A 16737-nucleotide genomic window follows, 5' to 3' on the forward strand; every position below is an offset into this window, starting at 1 on the left:
ATTGCAAGCGGCGTCAGCCGTCGATGCTAATCCCCAGCGAAGCGTTGACCAGTCCGCCATCGACCGTGATCGTGTCGCCCACGACATAGTCGCCGGCGCGGCTGGCCAGGAAGATCGCGGCGCCGGCCATGTCCTCGTCATAGCCGATGCGCCTGGCCGGGATCGCCTTGGCGACTTCGCCGCCATGGTCGCGCGCCGCCTTGTTCATGTCGCTGGCAAAGGCGCCGGGGGCGATCGAGGTGACGTTGATATGGTCGCGGATCAGCCGGGCGGCCATGCGCTTGGTCAGGTAGATCAGCGCCGACTTGGAGGCGTGATAGCTGTAGGTCTCCCAGGGATTGAGCCGCTGGCCGTCGATCGAGGTGATGTTGATCACCTTGGCCGGGCGCTCCGCCGAGCCGCCGGCCTTGAGCAGGTCGAACAGGGCCTGGGTGAGGAAGAAGGGAGACTTCACATTGAGGTCCATCACCTTGTCCCAGCCCTTTTCCGGGAAGGTGTCGAAGGGCTCGCCCCAGGCGGCGCCGGCATTGTTGACCAGGATGTCGAGCCGCTCCTCGCGCTCGGCAAGCGCAGCGGCGAGGGCCTTGCAGCCTTCCACGGTCGACACGTCCATCGGCAGGGCGATGCAGTTCGGGCCGAGCGCGGCGGCGGTTTCCTCACAGGCCTCGGCCTTGCGCGACGAGACATAGACCTTGGCGCCCTGGGCGACATAGCCCTCGGCGATCATCCGGCCGATGCCTCGCGAGCCGCCGGTGACGAGTGCGATCCGGCCGTCGAGGCGGAAGAGCGTGCTTGTGTCCATTCTGTCCTCTCCAAATTCGTCATCCCGGCGAAAGCCGGAATCCTGTGCGGCTCTTTCGCCGCGCTTCCGCCTGAGACCCCGGCGTTCGCCGGGATGACGGCTATTCTCTTCTACCCACCCCGCTTCAGCGTCTCGCGGGCAATGATCAGCTGCTGGATCTGGCTGGTGCCCTCATAGATCCGGAACAGGCGGACATCGCGGTACAGCCGTTCGATGCCATAGTCTGCGATGTAACCGGCGCCGCCGAAGATCTGCACGGCGCGGTCGGCCACCCGGCCGACCATCTCGCTGGCGAAATATTTGGCGGCGGCGGCTTCCATCGTGGTGTTCTGGCCGGCGTCCTTGGCGGCGGCGGTCTCCAGCACCAGCGCCTTGGCGGCCAGGGCCTCGGTCTTGGAATCCGCGAGCATCGCCTGGATCAGCTGGTGCTCGGCGATCGGCTTGCCGAACTGCTTGCGCTCGCTCGCATAGGCCACGCAGTCGGCAATCAGCCGCTCCGCCACGCCGACGCACACCGCCGAGATATGGAGCCGGCCGCGGTCCAGCACCTGCATGGCGATCCTGAAGCCCTCGCCCTCGGCGCCGAGCCGGTTGGCGGCGGGGACGGGGGTGTCGTCGTACACGACATCGGCCACCCTTGCGCCCTTCTGGCCCATCTTCTTCTCGGGCTCGCCGATGCTCACCCCGGGCAGGTCGCGCGGCACCAGGAAAGCGGAGACGCCGCGGCCCCCCGGCTCGTCGCCGGTGCGGGCCATGACGGTGAAGAGCTCGGCCTTGTCGGCATTGGTGATGAAGCGCTTGGTGCCGGTGAGGCGGTAGACATCGCCATCCTTAACCGCCCGGGTCTTCACCGCGCCGCTGTCCGATCCGACATCGGGCTCGGTCAGGGCGAAGCTGGTGACGATCTCGCCGCTGGCGATCCTGGGCAGCCACTGCGCTTTCTGTTCCGGGGTGCCGGCCATGACGAGGCCCTGCGAGCCGATGCCGACATTGGTGCCGAAGCTCGAGCGGAACGCCGGGGTGGTGCGGCCGAGCTCGATGGCAACCCTGCACTCCTCGAGCATCGTCAGGCCCAGGCCGCCATAGTCCTCAGAGATCGACAGGCCGAACAGGCCGAGGGCCTTCATCTCGTCGATGACCTCCGCCGGGATGGCGTCGGCGGCCTCGACCTCGCCCTCCAGCGGGCGGAGGCGCTCGCTGACGAAGCGGCGGATAGTGTCGATCAGCGTATCGAAGACTTCGGGGTCGAGCGCCATTGCTTCACGTTCCTCAGGTTCGAAGCGGGACGCTATACCGCGAGCGCGGGCTTGGGCAAGCCATACCCGATGTTCCAATCTGTTCCGGTTGACCCTCCGGGTGCGGCACCTATGCTGCGCGGCAAACGGGTCGAGAGGGAACGCAAGGGCATGGACACCAACCAGGCGGCAGTGCCCCCGACACGGCGAATCCGCACCCCCATCATGCTCGCCTATGGCTTCGGCACGGTGGCTTACGGCGTGAAGGATTTCTGCTTCTCGACCTTCCTGCTGTTCTTCTTCAACCAGGTGCTCGGCCTGCCGGCGACCGAGGTGGGCTTCGCGATCATGTGCGCGCTGCTGCTCGATGCGGTGGCCGATCCGGCGATCGGTTTCCTGTCGGACCGGACGCGGAGCCGCTGGGGGCGGCGCCATCCCTGGATGTATGCCTCCGCCATCCCGATCGCGGTGGGCTGGATCCTGCTGTGGAACCCGCCCTCGCTCTCGCATGGCAACATGCTGCTCTGGGTATTCGCCATGTCGGTGCTCGTCCGCACCGCGGTCTCGGCGTACGAAGTGCCGAGCCAGGCGCTGACCCCGGAACTTTCCGCCGATTACGAGGAGCGGACCCGGATCATGTCCTATCGCTTCCTGTTCGGCTGGGCCGGCGGGCTGGTGATGATGATCCTTGCCTATTCCTGGCTGCTCGGGCCCTCGCCGGGCCATCCCAACGGCCAGCTGGTCCGGGAGAACTACCCGGCCTTCTCGCTGGTGAGTGCCGGGCTGATGGTGTTCGCGATCCTGGTTTCGGCCTGGGGCACGCACGGCGAGATCAAGCGGCTGCCCCGTGCCGAGGGCACGCGCCAGTCGCTCGGTGCGCATTTCGGCGAGCTGGGCCGGACGGTGCGGAACCGCGCCTTCTTGATCCTGATGGCGGCGGGGCTCTGCTATTATTGCGCGCAGGGCGTCAGCTTCGCGCTGTCGAGCTATATCTACGCCCATGTCTGGCGCTTCCAGAACCAGGACTTCACGATCATCGCCTTCTCGCTGCTGGTCGGTGCCTATTTCGCCTTTCTCGTCGCGCCCCGGGTCTCGCGCCGGCTGGGCAAGCCCAGGGCGGCGATGTGGCTGATGGCGGCGGCCGCCTTCTGGGTGGCGCTGCCCTATGTCCTGCGCCTCGCCGGGCTGTTTCCCGAGCCCGGCACGACGTGGATGCTGCCTTCGCTGTTCGTCATCTACGTCCTCAATGTGACGTGCAGCATCTCGGCGACGATCCTGGGTTCCTCGATGATGGCCGATGTCGTCGAGCACTCCGAGATCGAGACCGGGCGGCGCAACGAGGGCGTGTTCTTCGCCGGCGCCTTTTTCGTGCAGAAATGCTGCAGCGGCCTGGGCATCTGGGCGACCGGCATGCTGCTCGACCTGGTCGACTTCCCGGCGGTGGCCAAGGTGGGGCAGGTCGCCCCGGCGGCAGTGGATCGGCTGACCATCCTCTTCTCCGTCCTCTACGCCGTGCTCGCCCTGGCGGCGGCGGGCCTCTATCGCTTCTTCCCCTTCGGCAAGGCCGAGCATGAGGCCCGGGTGGCCGTGCTTGCCGGCCGAAGCGCGGAAATGTCCGCCGAGGGCTGACCCCCCGGCGGACATCCTTTCCTCCCCAGGAAAGTCGTTCCTCATCCCTTCCGCCATCCCCGCCGAAGCAGGGATGGCGCGGGGGAAGAGGGAAAGTCGGCGTCCTCAGGCCACGCGGCCCAGGCGGTGATAGAGGTTGGCGTATTTCACGCTCTCGGGAGCGTCCTTCACCTTCTCGAGATGGGTCGCCACCGCGTCGCGGATGAGGCGGAAATCCTCGGTCGAGAAGACGGCGCGGCTGCGCTGGGGTTCGGTCATGGCAATCACTCCTTTCTCAGGTTTCAGGCGGCTTCGGTGGTGACGAACTGGGCGGCTTCGGTGCTCTCGGCCAGCGCCGTGGTGCTGCTCGATCCGCCCGCCAGCGTGGTGGCGATCGCATCGAAATAGCCGGTGCCGACTTCGCGCTGGTGGCGGGTCGCGGTGTAGCCGTTTGCCTCGGCGGCGAACTCGGCCTGCTGCAGCTCCGAATAGGCCGCCATGCCGCGATCCTTGTAGCCCCGGGCCAGCTCGAACATGCCGTAGTTGAGCTGGTGGAAGCCCGCCAGGGTGACGAACTGGAACTTGTAGCCCATCGCGCCGATCTCGCGCTGGAAGCGGGCGATGTCGTCCTTGTCGAGATTCTTCTCCCAGTTGAAGCTGGGCGAGCAATTGTACGCCAGCATCTTGTTGGGGAACTCCTTCTTGATCGCCTCGGCGAAGCGGCGGGCATCGTCCAGGTTCGGCTTCGAGGTTTCCCACCACAGCAGGTCGGCATGCTCGGCGAACGCCAGGCCGCGCTTGATGCAGTGATCGACGCCGGTGCCTTCCCTGAGGCGGAAGAACCCTTCCGGGGTCCGCTCGCCGGTGAGGAACTCGCGGTCGCGCTCGTCGACATCCGAAGTGATCAGGCGCGCGCTCTCGGCATCGGTGCGGGCGCAGATCACCGTCGGCACGCCGGCGACGTCCGCCGCAAGCCGCGCCGCATCGAGGTTGCGGATATGCGCCTGGGTGGGGATCAGCACCTTGCCGCCGAGATGGCCGCACTTCTTCTCCGAGGCGAGCTGGTCCTCATAATGCACGCCCGCGGCGCCGGCGGCGATATAGGCCTTCATGATCTCGAAGCAGTTGAGCGGGCCGCCGAAGCCGGCCTCGGCATCGGCGACGATCGGCATGAACCAGTCGCGCTTGGCGCCGCCTTCCATATGCTCGATCTGATCGGCGCGCTGGAGCGTGGCGTTGATCCGCTTTGCCAGCTCCGGGCCGGCATTGGCGGGATAGAGCGACTGGTCGGGATACATCTGGCCGGCGGTGTTGGCATCGGCCGCGACCTGCCAGCCCGACAGGTAGATCGCCTTGAGTCCGGCGCGGACCATCTGCATCGCCTGGTTGCCGCTGAGCGCGCCCAGGGCGTTGATGTAATCCTCGGTCTGCAGCAGCTCCCACAGCTTCAATGCGCCGCGGCGGGCGAGCGTGTGCTCGATGGGGAGCGAGCCGCGCAGCCGCTCGACATCCTCCGGCGTGTACGGACGCACGATGCCGTCGAACCGGCCGGTGGGGGCGGGGATCAGGTCTTCGAAGCGCGTCGGCATTGTGTGTTCCTTGACTAGGTTGCCCAGTCTGTATGGATATTTCTTGAGTCCCTTTGCAGTCGGTGTGCGCATTTGTGAGGGTCTGGGTGTTGAGGCGGCTTTCCTTTGCCTTGAAAGGTTGTAAATTATTTACAATTGGGATCGACTCGTTCGGAGTGAACGTATCGGGAACATTTGGTGTAGGACAGCATCTATTCTCCTCCCTGGAAGGGAGGGGCTAGGGACGGTTGGGGGCCTGGCGATACGGATGAGTCTGGTGTGACTGCACCCTATCGCGAGCATTCCACCCACCCCGACCCCTCCCTTCCAGGGAGGGGAGTTTTTGAAGGCGGAATTGGATGGCCGAACAGAAGCTCTTCGCGGGACATGCCGTGCGCCGGCTGCGGCGGCAGCTGCTGCTGACCCAGGCGGCGATGGCCGAGGCGCTGGGGGTGTCGGCCAGCTACCTCAACCTGGTCGAGCGCAACCAGCGGCCGGTTTCCGCCACGCTGATGCTGCGGCTGGCCGAAGTGTACGACTTCGATCCGCGCAAGCTGGCGGCGGCCGAGCCGGGCGGGGGGATGGAAGCGCTGCGGCGGCGGCTGGCGGATCCGCTGTTCGCCGATCTCGAGATCGACCGGCAGCAGATGGAGGAATGGCTGGCGGGCGCGCCGGGCGGGGCGGAGGCGTTCGCGCGTGCCTATGACCGGCTGGGCGGCGGTGGGCCGGCGGCGGATGCGGGGGCGGGCGATCCCGGGCGGCAGGTGCGCCGCGAGGTCGAGCGCTGGCGCAACCATTTCGCCGATCTCGACGCGGTGGCCGAGGCGCTGGCCGACGAGTTGCGCCAGACCGCCGGCGATCCCTATGGCGCGATGGCCGAGCGGCTGCGGGTGAAGCACCAGCTCTCCGTGCGCATCCTGCCGGCGGATGTGATGCCGGGGCTGCTCAAGCGGCTCGACCTGCATGCGCGGCAGGTGCAGCTCTCCGAGCTGCTCGATGTGCCGGGGCGGACCTTCGCGCTGGCCGAGCGGCTCTCGCAGGAAGCGCGGGGCGAGATCGAGGCGCTGGTGCGCGGTGCCGGGCTCGATCGCGCGGGCGAGCGGCTCTACACGCGGCATCTGGTCGGCTATTTCGCGGCGGCGCTGGTGATGCCCTATGGCCGGTTCCTGCGGGCGTGCGAGCAGAGCGGCTATGACATGGAAGTGCTGCAGCGACGCTTCGGGGCGAGCTTCGAGCAGGTGGCGCACCGGCTGACCACCTTGCAGCGGGTGGGCGCGCGCGGGCTGCCCTTCTTCCTGATGCGGATCGACCGGGCAGGGCAGGTCTCCAAGCGCTTTGCCGGCGCGAGTGGATCGGCGCTGGTGGAAGGTCCCGGCCTGTGCCCGCTATGGAATTTGACCGAGGCGTTCGGCCGGGCGGACGAGACGCTGCGCCAGCTGGTCGAGACCGAGGACGGCGCGCGCTGGTTCACCCTCGCCCAGGCGCGGACCCCGCAGGGCGCGCGCGGGGTGAAGGCGCGCTTCTCCATCGGCATCGGGCTGGCGGCGGCTGAGGCGCGGGTGCTGTCCGCGGCGCGGGGCGTCGACCTGGCGGGCGAGGCGGTGCCGGTGGGGCTGGGCTGCCGGGCCTGTACCCGGCCGGATTGTGCGCAGCGCAGCGCGGCCCCGGCGGGTCGCGCGGCGCTGGCGAGCGAGCGCGAGAGCGGGGTTACGCCGTTCGGCTTTGCGGGGGATTAGGAGGCGGGGATTGGGAGGGATATAGCTTGCGCCACACCCCTCCGATGACGATACCGGGGCCGCGTTAGCGGCGGCTTTGGCCCTTTGTTTCGTCATTGCTGAGCGCAGCGCCGGCAAGCGTCGCGATCTGCTTCTTATTCGGAACCACTCGACCAGCCAGCACATTCGACGCAAGGGTCGAAACGGCGGGGGTGGTCTGCTTCTTCGGAGCCGACGGACGGCTCGGGGGCTTGGGCTTGGCCATTAAATTAAGACCTTCTCACTAGGGTCAAATTAGACATATGACGCATAACGCGCTATAAGAAGGTCGCTGAGGTGCCCGGCAAGGCATCCCAGCGACCGGTATCACTGCCCTATTATGAGCAGTGGGTAGCGAATTGGCGGCAACCAATCCGTCTTCCCGAGGGAATGCGCGAGCATCCCGAGTTACCTTCCTGCGGGGTCAGAGCACCCCCGCTGTGCAGACACACAGTTTCGGACCGACGACCTGCGAGCCTCACGGCTCGCGGGCGTCACCGTGCGTAATGATGCCACTGCGCCCGGCTTCGCCATGATACTGCACCTATATACAAAAATCAAACTCGTATTGTTGTTCGTATGGAATACTGTATTCTGTGCGAGCTACACGTGGAGGCTGCAGTGAACGATCTACATTTTGAGCAACCGATCGCACTTCGCGATGCCCTTGTGAAGCGCCTGAGAGATATTGAAGAGCAGATGGATCAGTTGCATCGCGAGGCTGAAAGCATTCGGGATGACCTCGATGTCACCGAGCGGTTTCTATCTGTATGGCGGCGGACAAACAATGTGCAGGGACCTCCGCAAGCGCCCGTATCGGTGCCAACACGGCAATACGAAATTCGTAGCGACGTGCCTCTCCCCAAGCGGCGACCGAAGAACCCCTCTCGTGAAAAGGTCGTCAACGAGGCTCTGAGCCTCATTGAAAGGGCGGGTAAGCCGCTAAGCCGACAGGAGCTGTATGACCGGCTGAAGCTTGCTGGTGTGGAAGTGTTCGGTAAAGACCCGCAGATGGTTCTCAGTACGATGCTCTGGCGCTCTCAGGATCGGATCGTGAGGCTAGGAAACTTCGGATACTGGCCTAAAGAAGAACCGTACCAACCGGCAAACTACATCCCTGAGATTGACGAATTCATGGGCGTTGCGACGCACGAACCTGATGGGGAGCTTGAGGACCCGGAAGACGAAGCGGAAGTTGCTTCTGAGAGCGGCGACTAAGTTGCAACTGGTTGCAAGGCCTCGAGGATAACGTTTTCATCCAAGATGGCTTACCATTGATGCAGAGAAACACTGGCCCCCGGCTTTCGCCGGGGATCAGTGCGGTATGCGCGGCGCCCTCAGCCCATCTCCCCCAGCAGTTCCGCCAGCTGGGCGAACTGTTCGGGCAGGCCTTCGCTGCCGCCGATATTGGCGTCGAGCGCTTCCTTGGAGGGGTGGCGTTCGTGGAAGGTGAGCAGGGTCTTGCCGTCCCGCTCCTCGAAGGTGACGGTGGAGATCGGGCCGTCCTCGCTCTCCTCGTTGGTCCAGACGATGCGCTGGTTGGGGACCACTTCGAGATACTTGCCGAAGAACGCCCAGACCTGGCCGCCCTCGCCGTCGAACTCGATGCGGTAGCCGCCGCCGACGCGGACATCGAGCTGGCGGACATGCATCGGCGCGCCGAGCGAGGCGGGTACCCACCAGCGCTGGAACAGCTCGGGCGTGGTCCAGGCGCGCCAGACGAGGTGCGGCGGGGCGTCGAACAGGCGGGTGGCCTCGACTTCGGTGTCCGAGGTGCGCGTCACCTTGGTGGCGCCGAGTTCAGTGGCGTTCAGGCTCATCCAAATTCTCCTGGGCTTTGAGTTCCGCGATGACCTGGTCGAGCGCATCGAAGCGCGCGTTCCAGAGCTGGTGATAGCCGGCGATCCAGGCCGCCTCGTCGGCGAGGCCCTGCGCGCCGAGCCGGCAGGTGCGCACCCGGCCGATCTTCTCGGTGACGACCAGCCCGGCGCGCTCGAGGACGTGGATATGCTTCTTCATGCCGGTGAGGGTCATGTGGAAGCGTTCGGCAAGATCGGTGATCGACGCTTCCGCGCGTGCGAGTTGCTCGAGCACGCCGCGGCGCGTGGCGTCCGACAAAGCGGCGAAGGAAGCGTCGAGGCGGGCGGTGGCTGAAAACTGAACCATGTGGTTCAGTGTTAGCCTATCGCGGATTTGCATGCAAGCGCAGGGAACCGTGTGCGGCCGCTGCCGGTTGCCCCTGCCGAGAGAGGAGCATCCCCATGGAAACCATGCAGCTGCATCGCGGGCGGTTGATCGATCATATCCAGCTGGTCGTGCGCGACCTGGGCGCCAGCCGGCGTTTCTACGGGAAGGTGTTCGAGGTGATCGGCGTGCCGATCGCGGGCGAGGGCGAGGAGTTTTTCTGGGCGGACGAGCTGTTCATCTCGACCGCCGACAGCGAAGCGGCGGCGGGCAAGCTCACCGGCAGGCACCATATCGCCTTCCAGGCCAGGGACCGGGCTATGGTCGATCGCTTCCATGCGGAGGGGCTGGCGGCGGGCGGCACCGACAATGGCGCACCGGGCGAGCGGCCCTATCATCCCGGCTATTACGGCGCCTTCCTGATCGATCCCGACGGCAACAATATCGAGGCGGTGTTTCACGGCCCGGCCGAGGTTTCGGCGGAGAGCGTGGTGGTTACGTTCGAGGCGTGATCTCAGGCCGGCTCGGCGGACGAGGCCGCGGGTTTCCTGCGCGAACGCCGGCGGCGGGGCTTCCCGCTGATGAAATCGTTGATCCACCAGGCGACGAGGACCATGCTGATGACGATCTGCGCCGAGTACAGGGCGCGCACTATGCTGTGATTGGGCGCGATGTCCCCGAAGTTCGCGGTGGTCGCCCCGCCCAGGCTGAAATAGAGAAAGTCGAGATAGCCGAGCTTCGCCTTCGCCGCGGTGAGATAGGCGGCGAACGCATCGTACAGCCTGCCGTTGAGATCGTAGATCGAGAGCTGGTGGTCCGACAGGCGCTTCTCGAGCGCGGCGGTCTCCCTGAGCCGGGCCAGATAGGCCTGCTGCGCGGGCTGGCGCTGGAACGCGTTGAGGTTCTTGAGGATGTGATCGCTGGCATCGATGTCCGCCTGGATCGCCTTGACCCTGAGCTCCGCCGCCTTGATTGCCAGGTCCGCATGCCTGATGGCATCGGGGCCCGCCGGAAGCTCCTCGTTGGTCCTGGCGTGATGGGCGTCGAGAATGTCCTGCTGCTGCCTGGCGATCGCGGCGAGCTGGCTGTCGAACGGCGCGGTCCTGGACTTGCGATAGGCCTCGGCCTGGCGCCACATGCTGGCCTGGAACGGCACATTGTCCTGCTGCTCCGCCTTGCGCCGCGCGTCGAGCGCCCGGCGTTCGCCGTCGATCACGGCGGTGCGCGCCTGGAGATCGCGATAGGCGCCGCGGATCCGGGCGACGGCGGCATCGACATCGGGATCGGTGAATTGCGGCAGCGGGCGGCCCGAGGTGACGCTGTAGGAATGCGCGGCGAGATAGAGATCGAGCGGCAAGTCGTTGAGCTTGCTCTCGACGCGGAAATAGTCGGGCCGCCACTCCCAGATCTGCTGATAGACGAACGCCATCCCGACGACCTGCACGGCCAGGGCGATCGATTTACAGTGTCGGCCAATCCGGCCGGACCAGGTGCGCTTCATGTTTCCCCCGATGCCGCGGACCATAGGGGGCGGGCGCCGGGGGAGGCAATGGCGCCTGGCCGGCCTCAGCCCCTCTCCCGCATTTCCTTGAGCCAGCGGGCGCGGAGCTGGGCGGCGCTGCCGGGGATCGATGCGTCGAGGAACTCCGCCGCCAGGATCCGGTCGAGCCGGAAGGTGCGGAAATCGGCGCGCAGCTCGCACCAGGCGAGGACCATGCGGGTGGCGTCGGCATAGCCGATCATCAGCGGCCAGACCGTGCGGCTGGTCGCCCGGCCCTGCTCGTCGGCATAGTCCAGGCGCAGCTTGCGGCCGGCGCGGATCCAGGCGCGCAGCTGGGTGGCGTCGATGCCGTCGACCGGGCGATCGAAGGCGGGTACCGCGCGGGCGGCGGGATTGCCGAGGAACGGGCGCATCTCCTCGGGCAGCACCGCGGCGATCTTGGCGAGCAGGTCGCTGGCGGCGCGGGCGAGGCTCTCATCGGCATGGCCGGCGACCCAGGTGGCACCGAGCGCGACCGCGTCGATCTCGTCGGCGGTGAGCATCAGCGGCGGCAGGTCGAAGCCGCTTTCGAGGACATAGCCGATCCCCGCCTCGCCGCGGATCGGCACGCGCTGGCCGATCAGCGCGGCGATGTCGCGATAGACCGAGCGCTTCGAGGTCTCGAGCTCGGCGGCGATCGCGTCGGCGGTCACCGGGCGCGGGGAACGCCGAAGGATCTGGACGATCTGGAAGAGGCGATCCGCTTTCCGCATTTGCTTGTTCCTTGGCGGCACCAGCCCGCTCCCCCACCCAGTGTTAGGTGAACAGCGCCCCGCGCTGTTCACGTCATGCTGGGGGCATGACCGACCTAACACTCCCATAGAATACTGCCGTTGGGAGGCCGGGTGGGGGAGCGGGCCGGCACCGCAAATCTACTGCCACGCTGCTGACACCATGCTGGCAGCAGCGTGACAGTAGGTCGAGTCCCGACACAGACAAACGGGAGTTCGGGACATGACGACGAAGACCTATCAGGGCAGCTGCCATTGCCGCGCGGTGACGTTCGAAGCGGATATCGACCTCGCGGCGGGCACCGGAAAGTGCAATTGCAGCTATTGCCGCAAGCGCCGCAACTGGGGCGTGGTGCTCAAGCCCGACCAGTTCCGGCTGCTCTCTGGCCGCGATGCGCTGGGCGAATATCAGTTCGGCACGAAGAGCGGGCATCACCGCTTCTGCGTCTATTGCGGGATCGCGCCGTTCGGCGACGGGCATGTCGAGGCGATCGGCGGCGATTTCGTCTCGGTGCAGGTCCTGTGCCTCGACGATGTGCCGCTGGCAGAGCTGGAGGCGGCGCCGGTCCGCTATGCCGACGGTCTGCACGACGCCTGGTGGCAGGAGGCCGAGGAGAAGGCGATCCTGTAGGAAGAGGCCGGCGGACGCGCCGGAGTTCTTCGCGGCCAATAGGCGGCGGATTTATTGAAGAGGACAATTATCAGTTTGCGGATGTCGGCGCGGAGTAACTTGCGCTTCCGCTGTTCATGGTTACTATTTCCTTTGTTCGGGTAATCATGAGCTGGGGGGTAGCATGATATTTCGTTCGCATCTGACGGTTTTCACTCTGGTGGCGGCGTGCGCGCCGCTGCCTGTTCTGGCGCAGGGCGCCGAAGCCGTGTCCGGTTTCCGGAACGGGCTGAAGGGGCGGATCGTCGAGCAGCGCGCGCAGGGCGTGGATCCGCAGCGCGATTCGGCCAACAAGATCGATGCCGGCTATTATCGGCTGCGTTTCGAGCAGACCGCCATCGCCGACGCGGCGATCTGCCCGCGCGCGGCGTTCAAGTCGGGAGAAGAGTTCGCGAAATGGCGAAGCGACGAGGGCGGGCTCTACCAGCAGATCTTCGACAAGAAGGGCGTCTGGAGCCTCACCGCGCGGGTGGGCCTGCGCGCGCGGGGAAGCGAGCGGACGTCGCGCGAGCTGCGCCTGATCGCGGTCGAGAATCCCGAGGAGAAGAACTGCAAGCTGAAGATCGCCGGCAGCCAACAGGGCGATGACGATGTGCTGGACGCGGCTTCGCTGCTGGTACCGTTCGACCCGACCAACACGATCTACGAGGACCGGCTCACGGTCGCGTTCAAGTCGGTCTACAAGCTGGAGCCCAACAGCCAGCGGCTCGACCAGCTCTGGGCGGGGATCAACCTGTTCGCCACCACGATCTCGGCGGGGCTCGGCCCGATCGTCGGCGCGGCGACCCCGCTGGGGAAGACCGAGACGGCGAAGCTGCTGACGACCGATGTCGAGACGGAAGCGCCGGCCAGCTTCGAGGCCGATCCCGGCCAGGGCACCCGGGCGAACCGGGTGTTCGTCTATCTGGGGTTCCCGCCGCTGCCCAGGACGCTCCCCGCGACGCTCACGGGCGGCATGACGATCTCGCTCAACTATCAGGCGTCGCTGTTCCGCAAGGGGCAATATTATTCGACGACCTTCACCCAGACCAATCCGATCCGCGCCAATGAGGTGCTCAACGCGACGCCGATCCCGGCCGAAGCCGCGGGGGGCAATTTGCGCACGGTGCGCCAGGCGCTGGCGACGGGCGTGTTCGACGGCCTGAACAATGCCACTTCGGCCGCGGGCTTCGACGGGGCCTGCTCGACCGCCCGCCCGGCGCTGAAGGCGCTCGACCTGTCCGAAGTCGATATCGATGCGTTCCTCTGGGCGGTCGCGGCCAGGTCCAGCCATGAAGCGGTGCGCGATCATCCCGGCAAGCTCACCTGTTTCGGTACCGAGGGGCGCGCCAATCTGGCCAAGCTGGGGGTCGTCGTCACCGATGAGGTGCCGCCGCCGCCACCCACGACGCAGGCGCCCCTTCTGGCGATGCATGCCGCGATGACCAGCTTCGGCGGGATCATCCAGGCGCCCCCGGGGACGCCGCTCAATCCCGACCTGACGGTGCGCTTCGCCGACAAGATCAGGATCGTCCTGGCCGACGATGCGGCGCAGGCGCTGATGCCGCAGTCCGAGATCAGCTTCGAGCGCCCGCGCGACGAAGCGCTGACTCTGCTCAACCAGAACTTCTCCAATATCGGCTGCTTCGCGCCGCGACAGGGCAGCGATACGCTGATGCTGCCGCTGCGGCCGAACTTCTTCCCACTCCCGGCCAATGGCCGGGCGGCGGCGGCGCTGGTGCTGTCTCGCGAAGCCACGCCGCGACCCTTCATCTTCTCGTTCGGCTTCGATCCGGTGCTTCAGGGCGGGAATGCGAAGATCGCGACGATCCTGATCGGACGGCGCGGAGCGGGAACCGATGATGTGGTCAAGGAACTGACCGTCAACCGGCGCCCGAAGAGCTGCACCGAGACCTGGATGAACGACGCGTTCAATCCCTGAGGCCGGGTGCGGCGGAGCCGTGGAAAATGCGAAAGGCCGGGGCGCGAACCCCGGCCTTTCCGTTTGCGTGGACCGGCGATCAGAAGGACGTGCTGAGCGTGCCGAACACCTGGCGCGGGGCCGAGGAGTGGAACACCACGATGCTGCCCGCCGCGTCGTCCGGCGCGAAGACGCTGCTGTCGAAGTTCGACGCGTAGCGCTTGTCGGTCAGGTTGGTGACGTTCAGGGAAAGCTTGAGGCTCTTGAGCCCGGCGAGATCGCCGAAATCATAGCCCATGCCGAGATCGACGGTGGTGTAGCCGCCGAAGCTTTGGTCGTTGGTGTAGGTATAGTAGCGGCGGCCGGTATACTTGCCCTGGACCGAGGCGGAGAAGCCGCCGGTGTGGAGGGTGAGCACGCTGGCAAGCATCTCCTTGGGCGTGTCCACCTGCTGCTTGCCGGCAGTCATCTTCACCACGCAGGTGGTGGTGCACCAGTTGAGATTCTCGTCATAGGTCGACTTGTTGTACGACGCCGAATTGTACCAGCTCAGCCAGGGCGTCGCCTTCCACAGCACGCCGAGCTCGACACCCTTGCTGGTGACGCCGCCGGCATTGTGGAAGCTGTTGCCGCAGCCCGGGTTCTGCTGCTGGTTGGTCGGGCAGGGGTTGTACTGCAGCAGGCGGTTCTCGAACTTGACGTAATAGCCGCTGAGCGCGACCTGGAGCGGGCCGCCGACATAGCGATAGCCGCCCTCGACGCTCTTCGAGGTTTCGGGCGTGAGATACTGGCCCTGCTGGTTCCACACGGTCTGCGAGACCGACTGCGGCCCGAGTTTGAAGCCGCCCTGGTACATGGCCATGTTTTCGGCATAGCTGGCGAACAGCTCATGGCCGGGCGCGACGTTCCAGTGGACGCCGACCTCGGGAAGGAAATTGTCCTTGGCGACCAGCGAGCCAGTGGCGAACTGGCTCGAGGCGGGCGGCGCGGTGACGGCGATGCCGCGGATCGCATAGGCGTTCGAGCGCGAATAGGTGCTCTTGAAGCCGAAATCGACGGTCAGCGCGTCGTCGAACAGGCGCACCGTGTCCTGCACGAAGAACTGGTGGGTCTTCCAGCGGGTCTCCTGCACCCACTGGGCGGTGTTGGGCACGCCGCCGAGGAACTGGGCGAGGCTGAACACGCCGGTGACGTTGGTCCAGATATAGCGCGCGGCGCTGCTGGTGTTCTGCTCGACCCACAGGCCGGCCTGGAGCTCGTTGAAGCCCAGCTTCCAGGTCAGGCTGCCGACCACGCCGGTGCGATCGATCGTGTAGCGCGTGTCGCGGATCTGGACGGGCAGGTCGTCCGCGGTCGATGTGGTGCCCTGGTTCGACAGGCCCGCGATCCAGTTGTTGCCCGCGCCCTTGTCATTGTGATGATAGACCTGGGTGCGGACGCTGAGGTTGCCGGTCAGGTCGAAGTCGCCGGCCAGGTAGAACAAATTGTCGTTGCGCAGGATCTGGCCGTTGGTGAAGGTGACGTCCGCGTTCTTCTGCGGCGAGGGGGCGGCGGCGCACTTGATCGGCGTGGTGGTCACCGTGCAGGCGGCGACGCCGAGATAGCGGTTCCAGTCGGGCGCATAGCCGGCCCAGTCCCAGCCGAGCCGGTTCAGCATGTCCTTCGACAGATAGGGATCGTCGGCCTGGTTGGTGCGCGACACGTCGGCGAAGGCCGTGATCCTGATGCCGTCGGCCTGGTACTGGAGCTTGGCGTTGAGCTGCTTGCCGTTCGACCAGTTATAGGCGCCCTGGTTCACGAACAGGTCCTGCTCGACATATTGCGCCGAGACATAGGCCGAGAAGCCGCCATGCTCGCCGGTGTCGATGCGGACGAAGCCGCGACGGCTCTTCTCGCTGCCGGCGGTGATGCTGGCCGAGACGCCCATTTCCTTCTTCGGATCGCTGCTGAAATAGGTCAGCGCGCCGCCCAGATTGCTGGTCGAGGGGATGGCCAGGCCGGCGATGCCGGTGGCGAGATCGGCGCGGCCGAGATTCTCCGAGATCAGCGCGCGGCTGATCGTGAGGCCGTTGTAGTTGTTATAGGCACCGTCGCCGAGCGGCATGCCGTCGAGCGTGTAGCCGAGATGCGTGGTGTTGAAGCCGCGGACCTGCAGGGTGAGCGACTGCTCGTTGGTGCCGAGCGCGTCGATCGACTGGGCGCTGACACCCGGCAGGAAGTTGAGCGCCTTCTGCACGCTGGTGCCCGGCGGCAGCGTGTCGAGGTTCGAGGGGAGCAGGGTGGAGACCGAGCGGGTCTGGCCGCTGCCGATCACGACGATGGTGGCGTCGCTGCCGGTGTCCTCATCGGCGACGGCGACGGTGCTGTCGGCGGTCTGGGCATGCGCGGCGGGCGCGAGCGAAACCAGCGCGGCCGAGGCCATCAGAACGGCATAAGCGTGGCCATGGCGCAGCCGGCGGCGCGAAAATTCGGTCATGTGATCTTTCCCATCCCGGCGACCGGCTGGCCGCCCTCGACCGGGCGGCTAGGCAGGGTTGGGGACGGTACCGTTACGGGAGCGCGACAGTTTGATGACGCGGGGGCGGTTGGCCATGCTGCGTTGCCAAATGGCAACAATCCGCAAGGTTCTTGGTGGCGCTTTCGCTCCGGGGAACGGAGCGTCCAGTGCCGTTTGCAAGCAATCGCGGGCAAGCGTCGGTTTTTGTTGCTGCAGCACCGTGAACATGCAGGATGCCGCCCGAAAGA

17 protein-coding genes are annotated in these 16737 nt (G+C 66.2%); 6 read left to right on the forward strand and 11 right to left on the reverse strand.

Annotated elements, in window-relative coordinates:
- Positions 1-13: 13 nt before the first annotated feature.
- Entirely contained in the window at positions 14-802 is a 789-nt protein-coding gene (locus AAHM44_RS16965; RefSeq protein WP_269572939.1) for an SDR family oxidoreductase, read from the reverse strand.
- Positions 803-912: 110 nt separating this feature from the next.
- The gene (locus tag AAHM44_RS16970) at positions 913-2058 is read right to left on the reverse strand and encodes an acyl-CoA dehydrogenase family protein (RefSeq protein ID WP_342250721.1); all 1146 of its coding nucleotides are present in this window, start codon (positions 2056-2058) and stop codon (positions 913-915) included.
- A gap of 150 nt (positions 2059-2208) precedes the next feature.
- Between AAHM44_RS16970 and AAHM44_RS16975 the strand changes: the two genes are divergently transcribed.
- On the forward strand, positions 2209-3666 hold the full coding sequence (locus AAHM44_RS16975) for an MFS transporter (protein ID WP_342250722.1): 1458 nt from the start codon (positions 2209-2211) through the stop codon (positions 3664-3666).
- A gap of 105 nt (positions 3667-3771) precedes the next feature.
- On the opposite strand, the gene AAHM44_RS16980 is transcribed toward AAHM44_RS16975, so the two are convergent.
- Positions 3772-3924, reverse strand: coding sequence for a hypothetical protein (locus AAHM44_RS16980; RefSeq protein ID WP_180147184.1), 153 nt, complete (start codon positions 3922-3924; stop codon positions 3772-3774).
- Between the two features lie 23 nt (positions 3925-3947).
- Entirely contained in the window at positions 3948-5234 is a 1287-nt protein-coding gene (gene aceA / locus AAHM44_RS16985; RefSeq protein ID WP_342250723.1) for an isocitrate lyase, read from the reverse strand.
- Between the two features lie 338 nt (positions 5235-5572).
- On the opposite strand from aceA, the gene AAHM44_RS16990 reads away from it, so the two are divergent.
- Positions 5573-6949 (forward strand): helix-turn-helix domain-containing protein, encoded by a 1377-nt coding sequence (locus AAHM44_RS16990; RefSeq protein ID WP_342250724.1) that lies wholly within the window; start codon positions 5573-5575, stop codon positions 6947-6949.
- Between the two features lie 64 nt (positions 6950-7013).
- Here the strand turns inward: AAHM44_RS16990 and AAHM44_RS16995 are convergent, their stop codons facing one another.
- A complete protein-coding gene (locus AAHM44_RS16995) occupies positions 7014-7193 on the reverse strand; it encodes a hypothetical protein (RefSeq protein ID WP_342250725.1) in 180 nt (59 codons plus the stop codon).
- A gap of 395 nt (positions 7194-7588) precedes the next feature.
- Here AAHM44_RS16995 and AAHM44_RS17000 point away from each other — a divergent pair, with 395 nt between their 5' ends.
- Positions 7589-8185, forward strand: coding sequence for a hypothetical protein (locus tag AAHM44_RS17000; protein ID WP_342250726.1), 597 nt, complete (start codon positions 7589-7591; stop codon positions 8183-8185).
- Positions 8186-8304: 119 nt separating this feature from the next.
- Here AAHM44_RS17000 and AAHM44_RS17005 read toward each other — a convergent pair whose 3' ends face one another.
- Positions 8305-8787: an SRPBCC family protein gene (locus AAHM44_RS17005; protein ID WP_342250727.1), complete on the reverse strand. Its 483-nt coding sequence runs from the start codon at positions 8785-8787 to the stop codon at positions 8305-8307.
- Positions 8768-9133 carry an ArsR/SmtB family transcription factor gene (locus tag AAHM44_RS17010; RefSeq protein WP_269572930.1) on the reverse strand — a complete coding sequence of 122 codons (366 nt, stop codon included), beginning with the start codon at positions 9131-9133 and terminating at the stop codon, positions 8768-8770. Before AAHM44_RS17010 ends, AAHM44_RS17005 begins: the two co-directional genes overlap by 20 nt.
- A gap of 95 nt (positions 9134-9228) precedes the next feature.
- On the opposite strand from AAHM44_RS17010, the gene AAHM44_RS17015 reads away from it, so the two are divergent.
- Positions 9229-9663: a VOC family protein gene (locus tag AAHM44_RS17015; RefSeq protein WP_342250728.1), complete on the forward strand. Its 435-nt coding sequence runs from the start codon at positions 9229-9231 to the stop codon at positions 9661-9663.
- Between the two features lie 2 nt (positions 9664-9665).
- Here the strand turns inward: AAHM44_RS17015 and AAHM44_RS17020 are convergent, their stop codons facing one another.
- Both AAHM44_RS17020 and AAHM44_RS17025 read right to left on the reverse strand, forming a co-directional pair.
- Positions 9666-10652, reverse strand: a complete 987-nt coding sequence (locus tag AAHM44_RS17020; RefSeq protein WP_342250729.1) for a potassium channel family protein — start codon at positions 10650-10652, stop codon at positions 9666-9668.
- A 65-nt stretch (positions 10653-10717) separates the two neighbouring features.
- Positions 10718-11404: a helix-turn-helix transcriptional regulator gene (locus AAHM44_RS17025; RefSeq protein ID WP_269572928.1), complete on the reverse strand. Its 687-nt coding sequence runs from the start codon at positions 11402-11404 to the stop codon at positions 10718-10720.
- A 241-nt stretch (positions 11405-11645) separates the two neighbouring features.
- On the opposite strand from AAHM44_RS17025, the gene AAHM44_RS17030 reads away from it, so the two are divergent.
- Together AAHM44_RS17030 and AAHM44_RS17035 are read left to right on the forward strand one after the other, a co-directional pair.
- Positions 11646-12053, forward strand: a complete 408-nt coding sequence (locus AAHM44_RS17030; protein ID WP_269572927.1) for a GFA family protein — start codon at positions 11646-11648, stop codon at positions 12051-12053.
- 163 nt (positions 12054-12216) lie between these two features.
- Entirely contained in the window at positions 12217-14013 is a 1797-nt protein-coding gene (locus tag AAHM44_RS17035; RefSeq protein WP_269572926.1) for a hypothetical protein, read from the forward strand.
- Between the two features lie 79 nt (positions 14014-14092).
- On the opposite strand, the gene AAHM44_RS17040 is transcribed toward AAHM44_RS17035, so the two are convergent.
- Together AAHM44_RS17040 and AAHM44_RS17045 are read right to left on the reverse strand one after the other, a co-directional pair.
- Positions 14093-16468, reverse strand: a complete 2376-nt coding sequence (locus tag AAHM44_RS17040) for a TonB-dependent receptor (protein WP_342250730.1) — start codon at positions 16466-16468, stop codon at positions 14093-14095.
- Positions 16469-16516: 48 nt separating this feature from the next.
- Positions 16517-16717, reverse strand: a complete 201-nt coding sequence (locus tag AAHM44_RS17045; protein ID WP_342250731.1) for a hypothetical protein — start codon at positions 16715-16717, stop codon at positions 16517-16519.
- Positions 16718-16737: the final 20 nt, after the last annotated feature.

Source organism: Sphingomonas sp. OTU376, from assembly GCF_038440415.1.
GTDB classification, from domain to species: Bacteria; Pseudomonadota; Alphaproteobacteria; order Sphingomonadales; family Sphingomonadaceae; genus Sphingomonas; species Sphingomonas kyeonggiensis_A.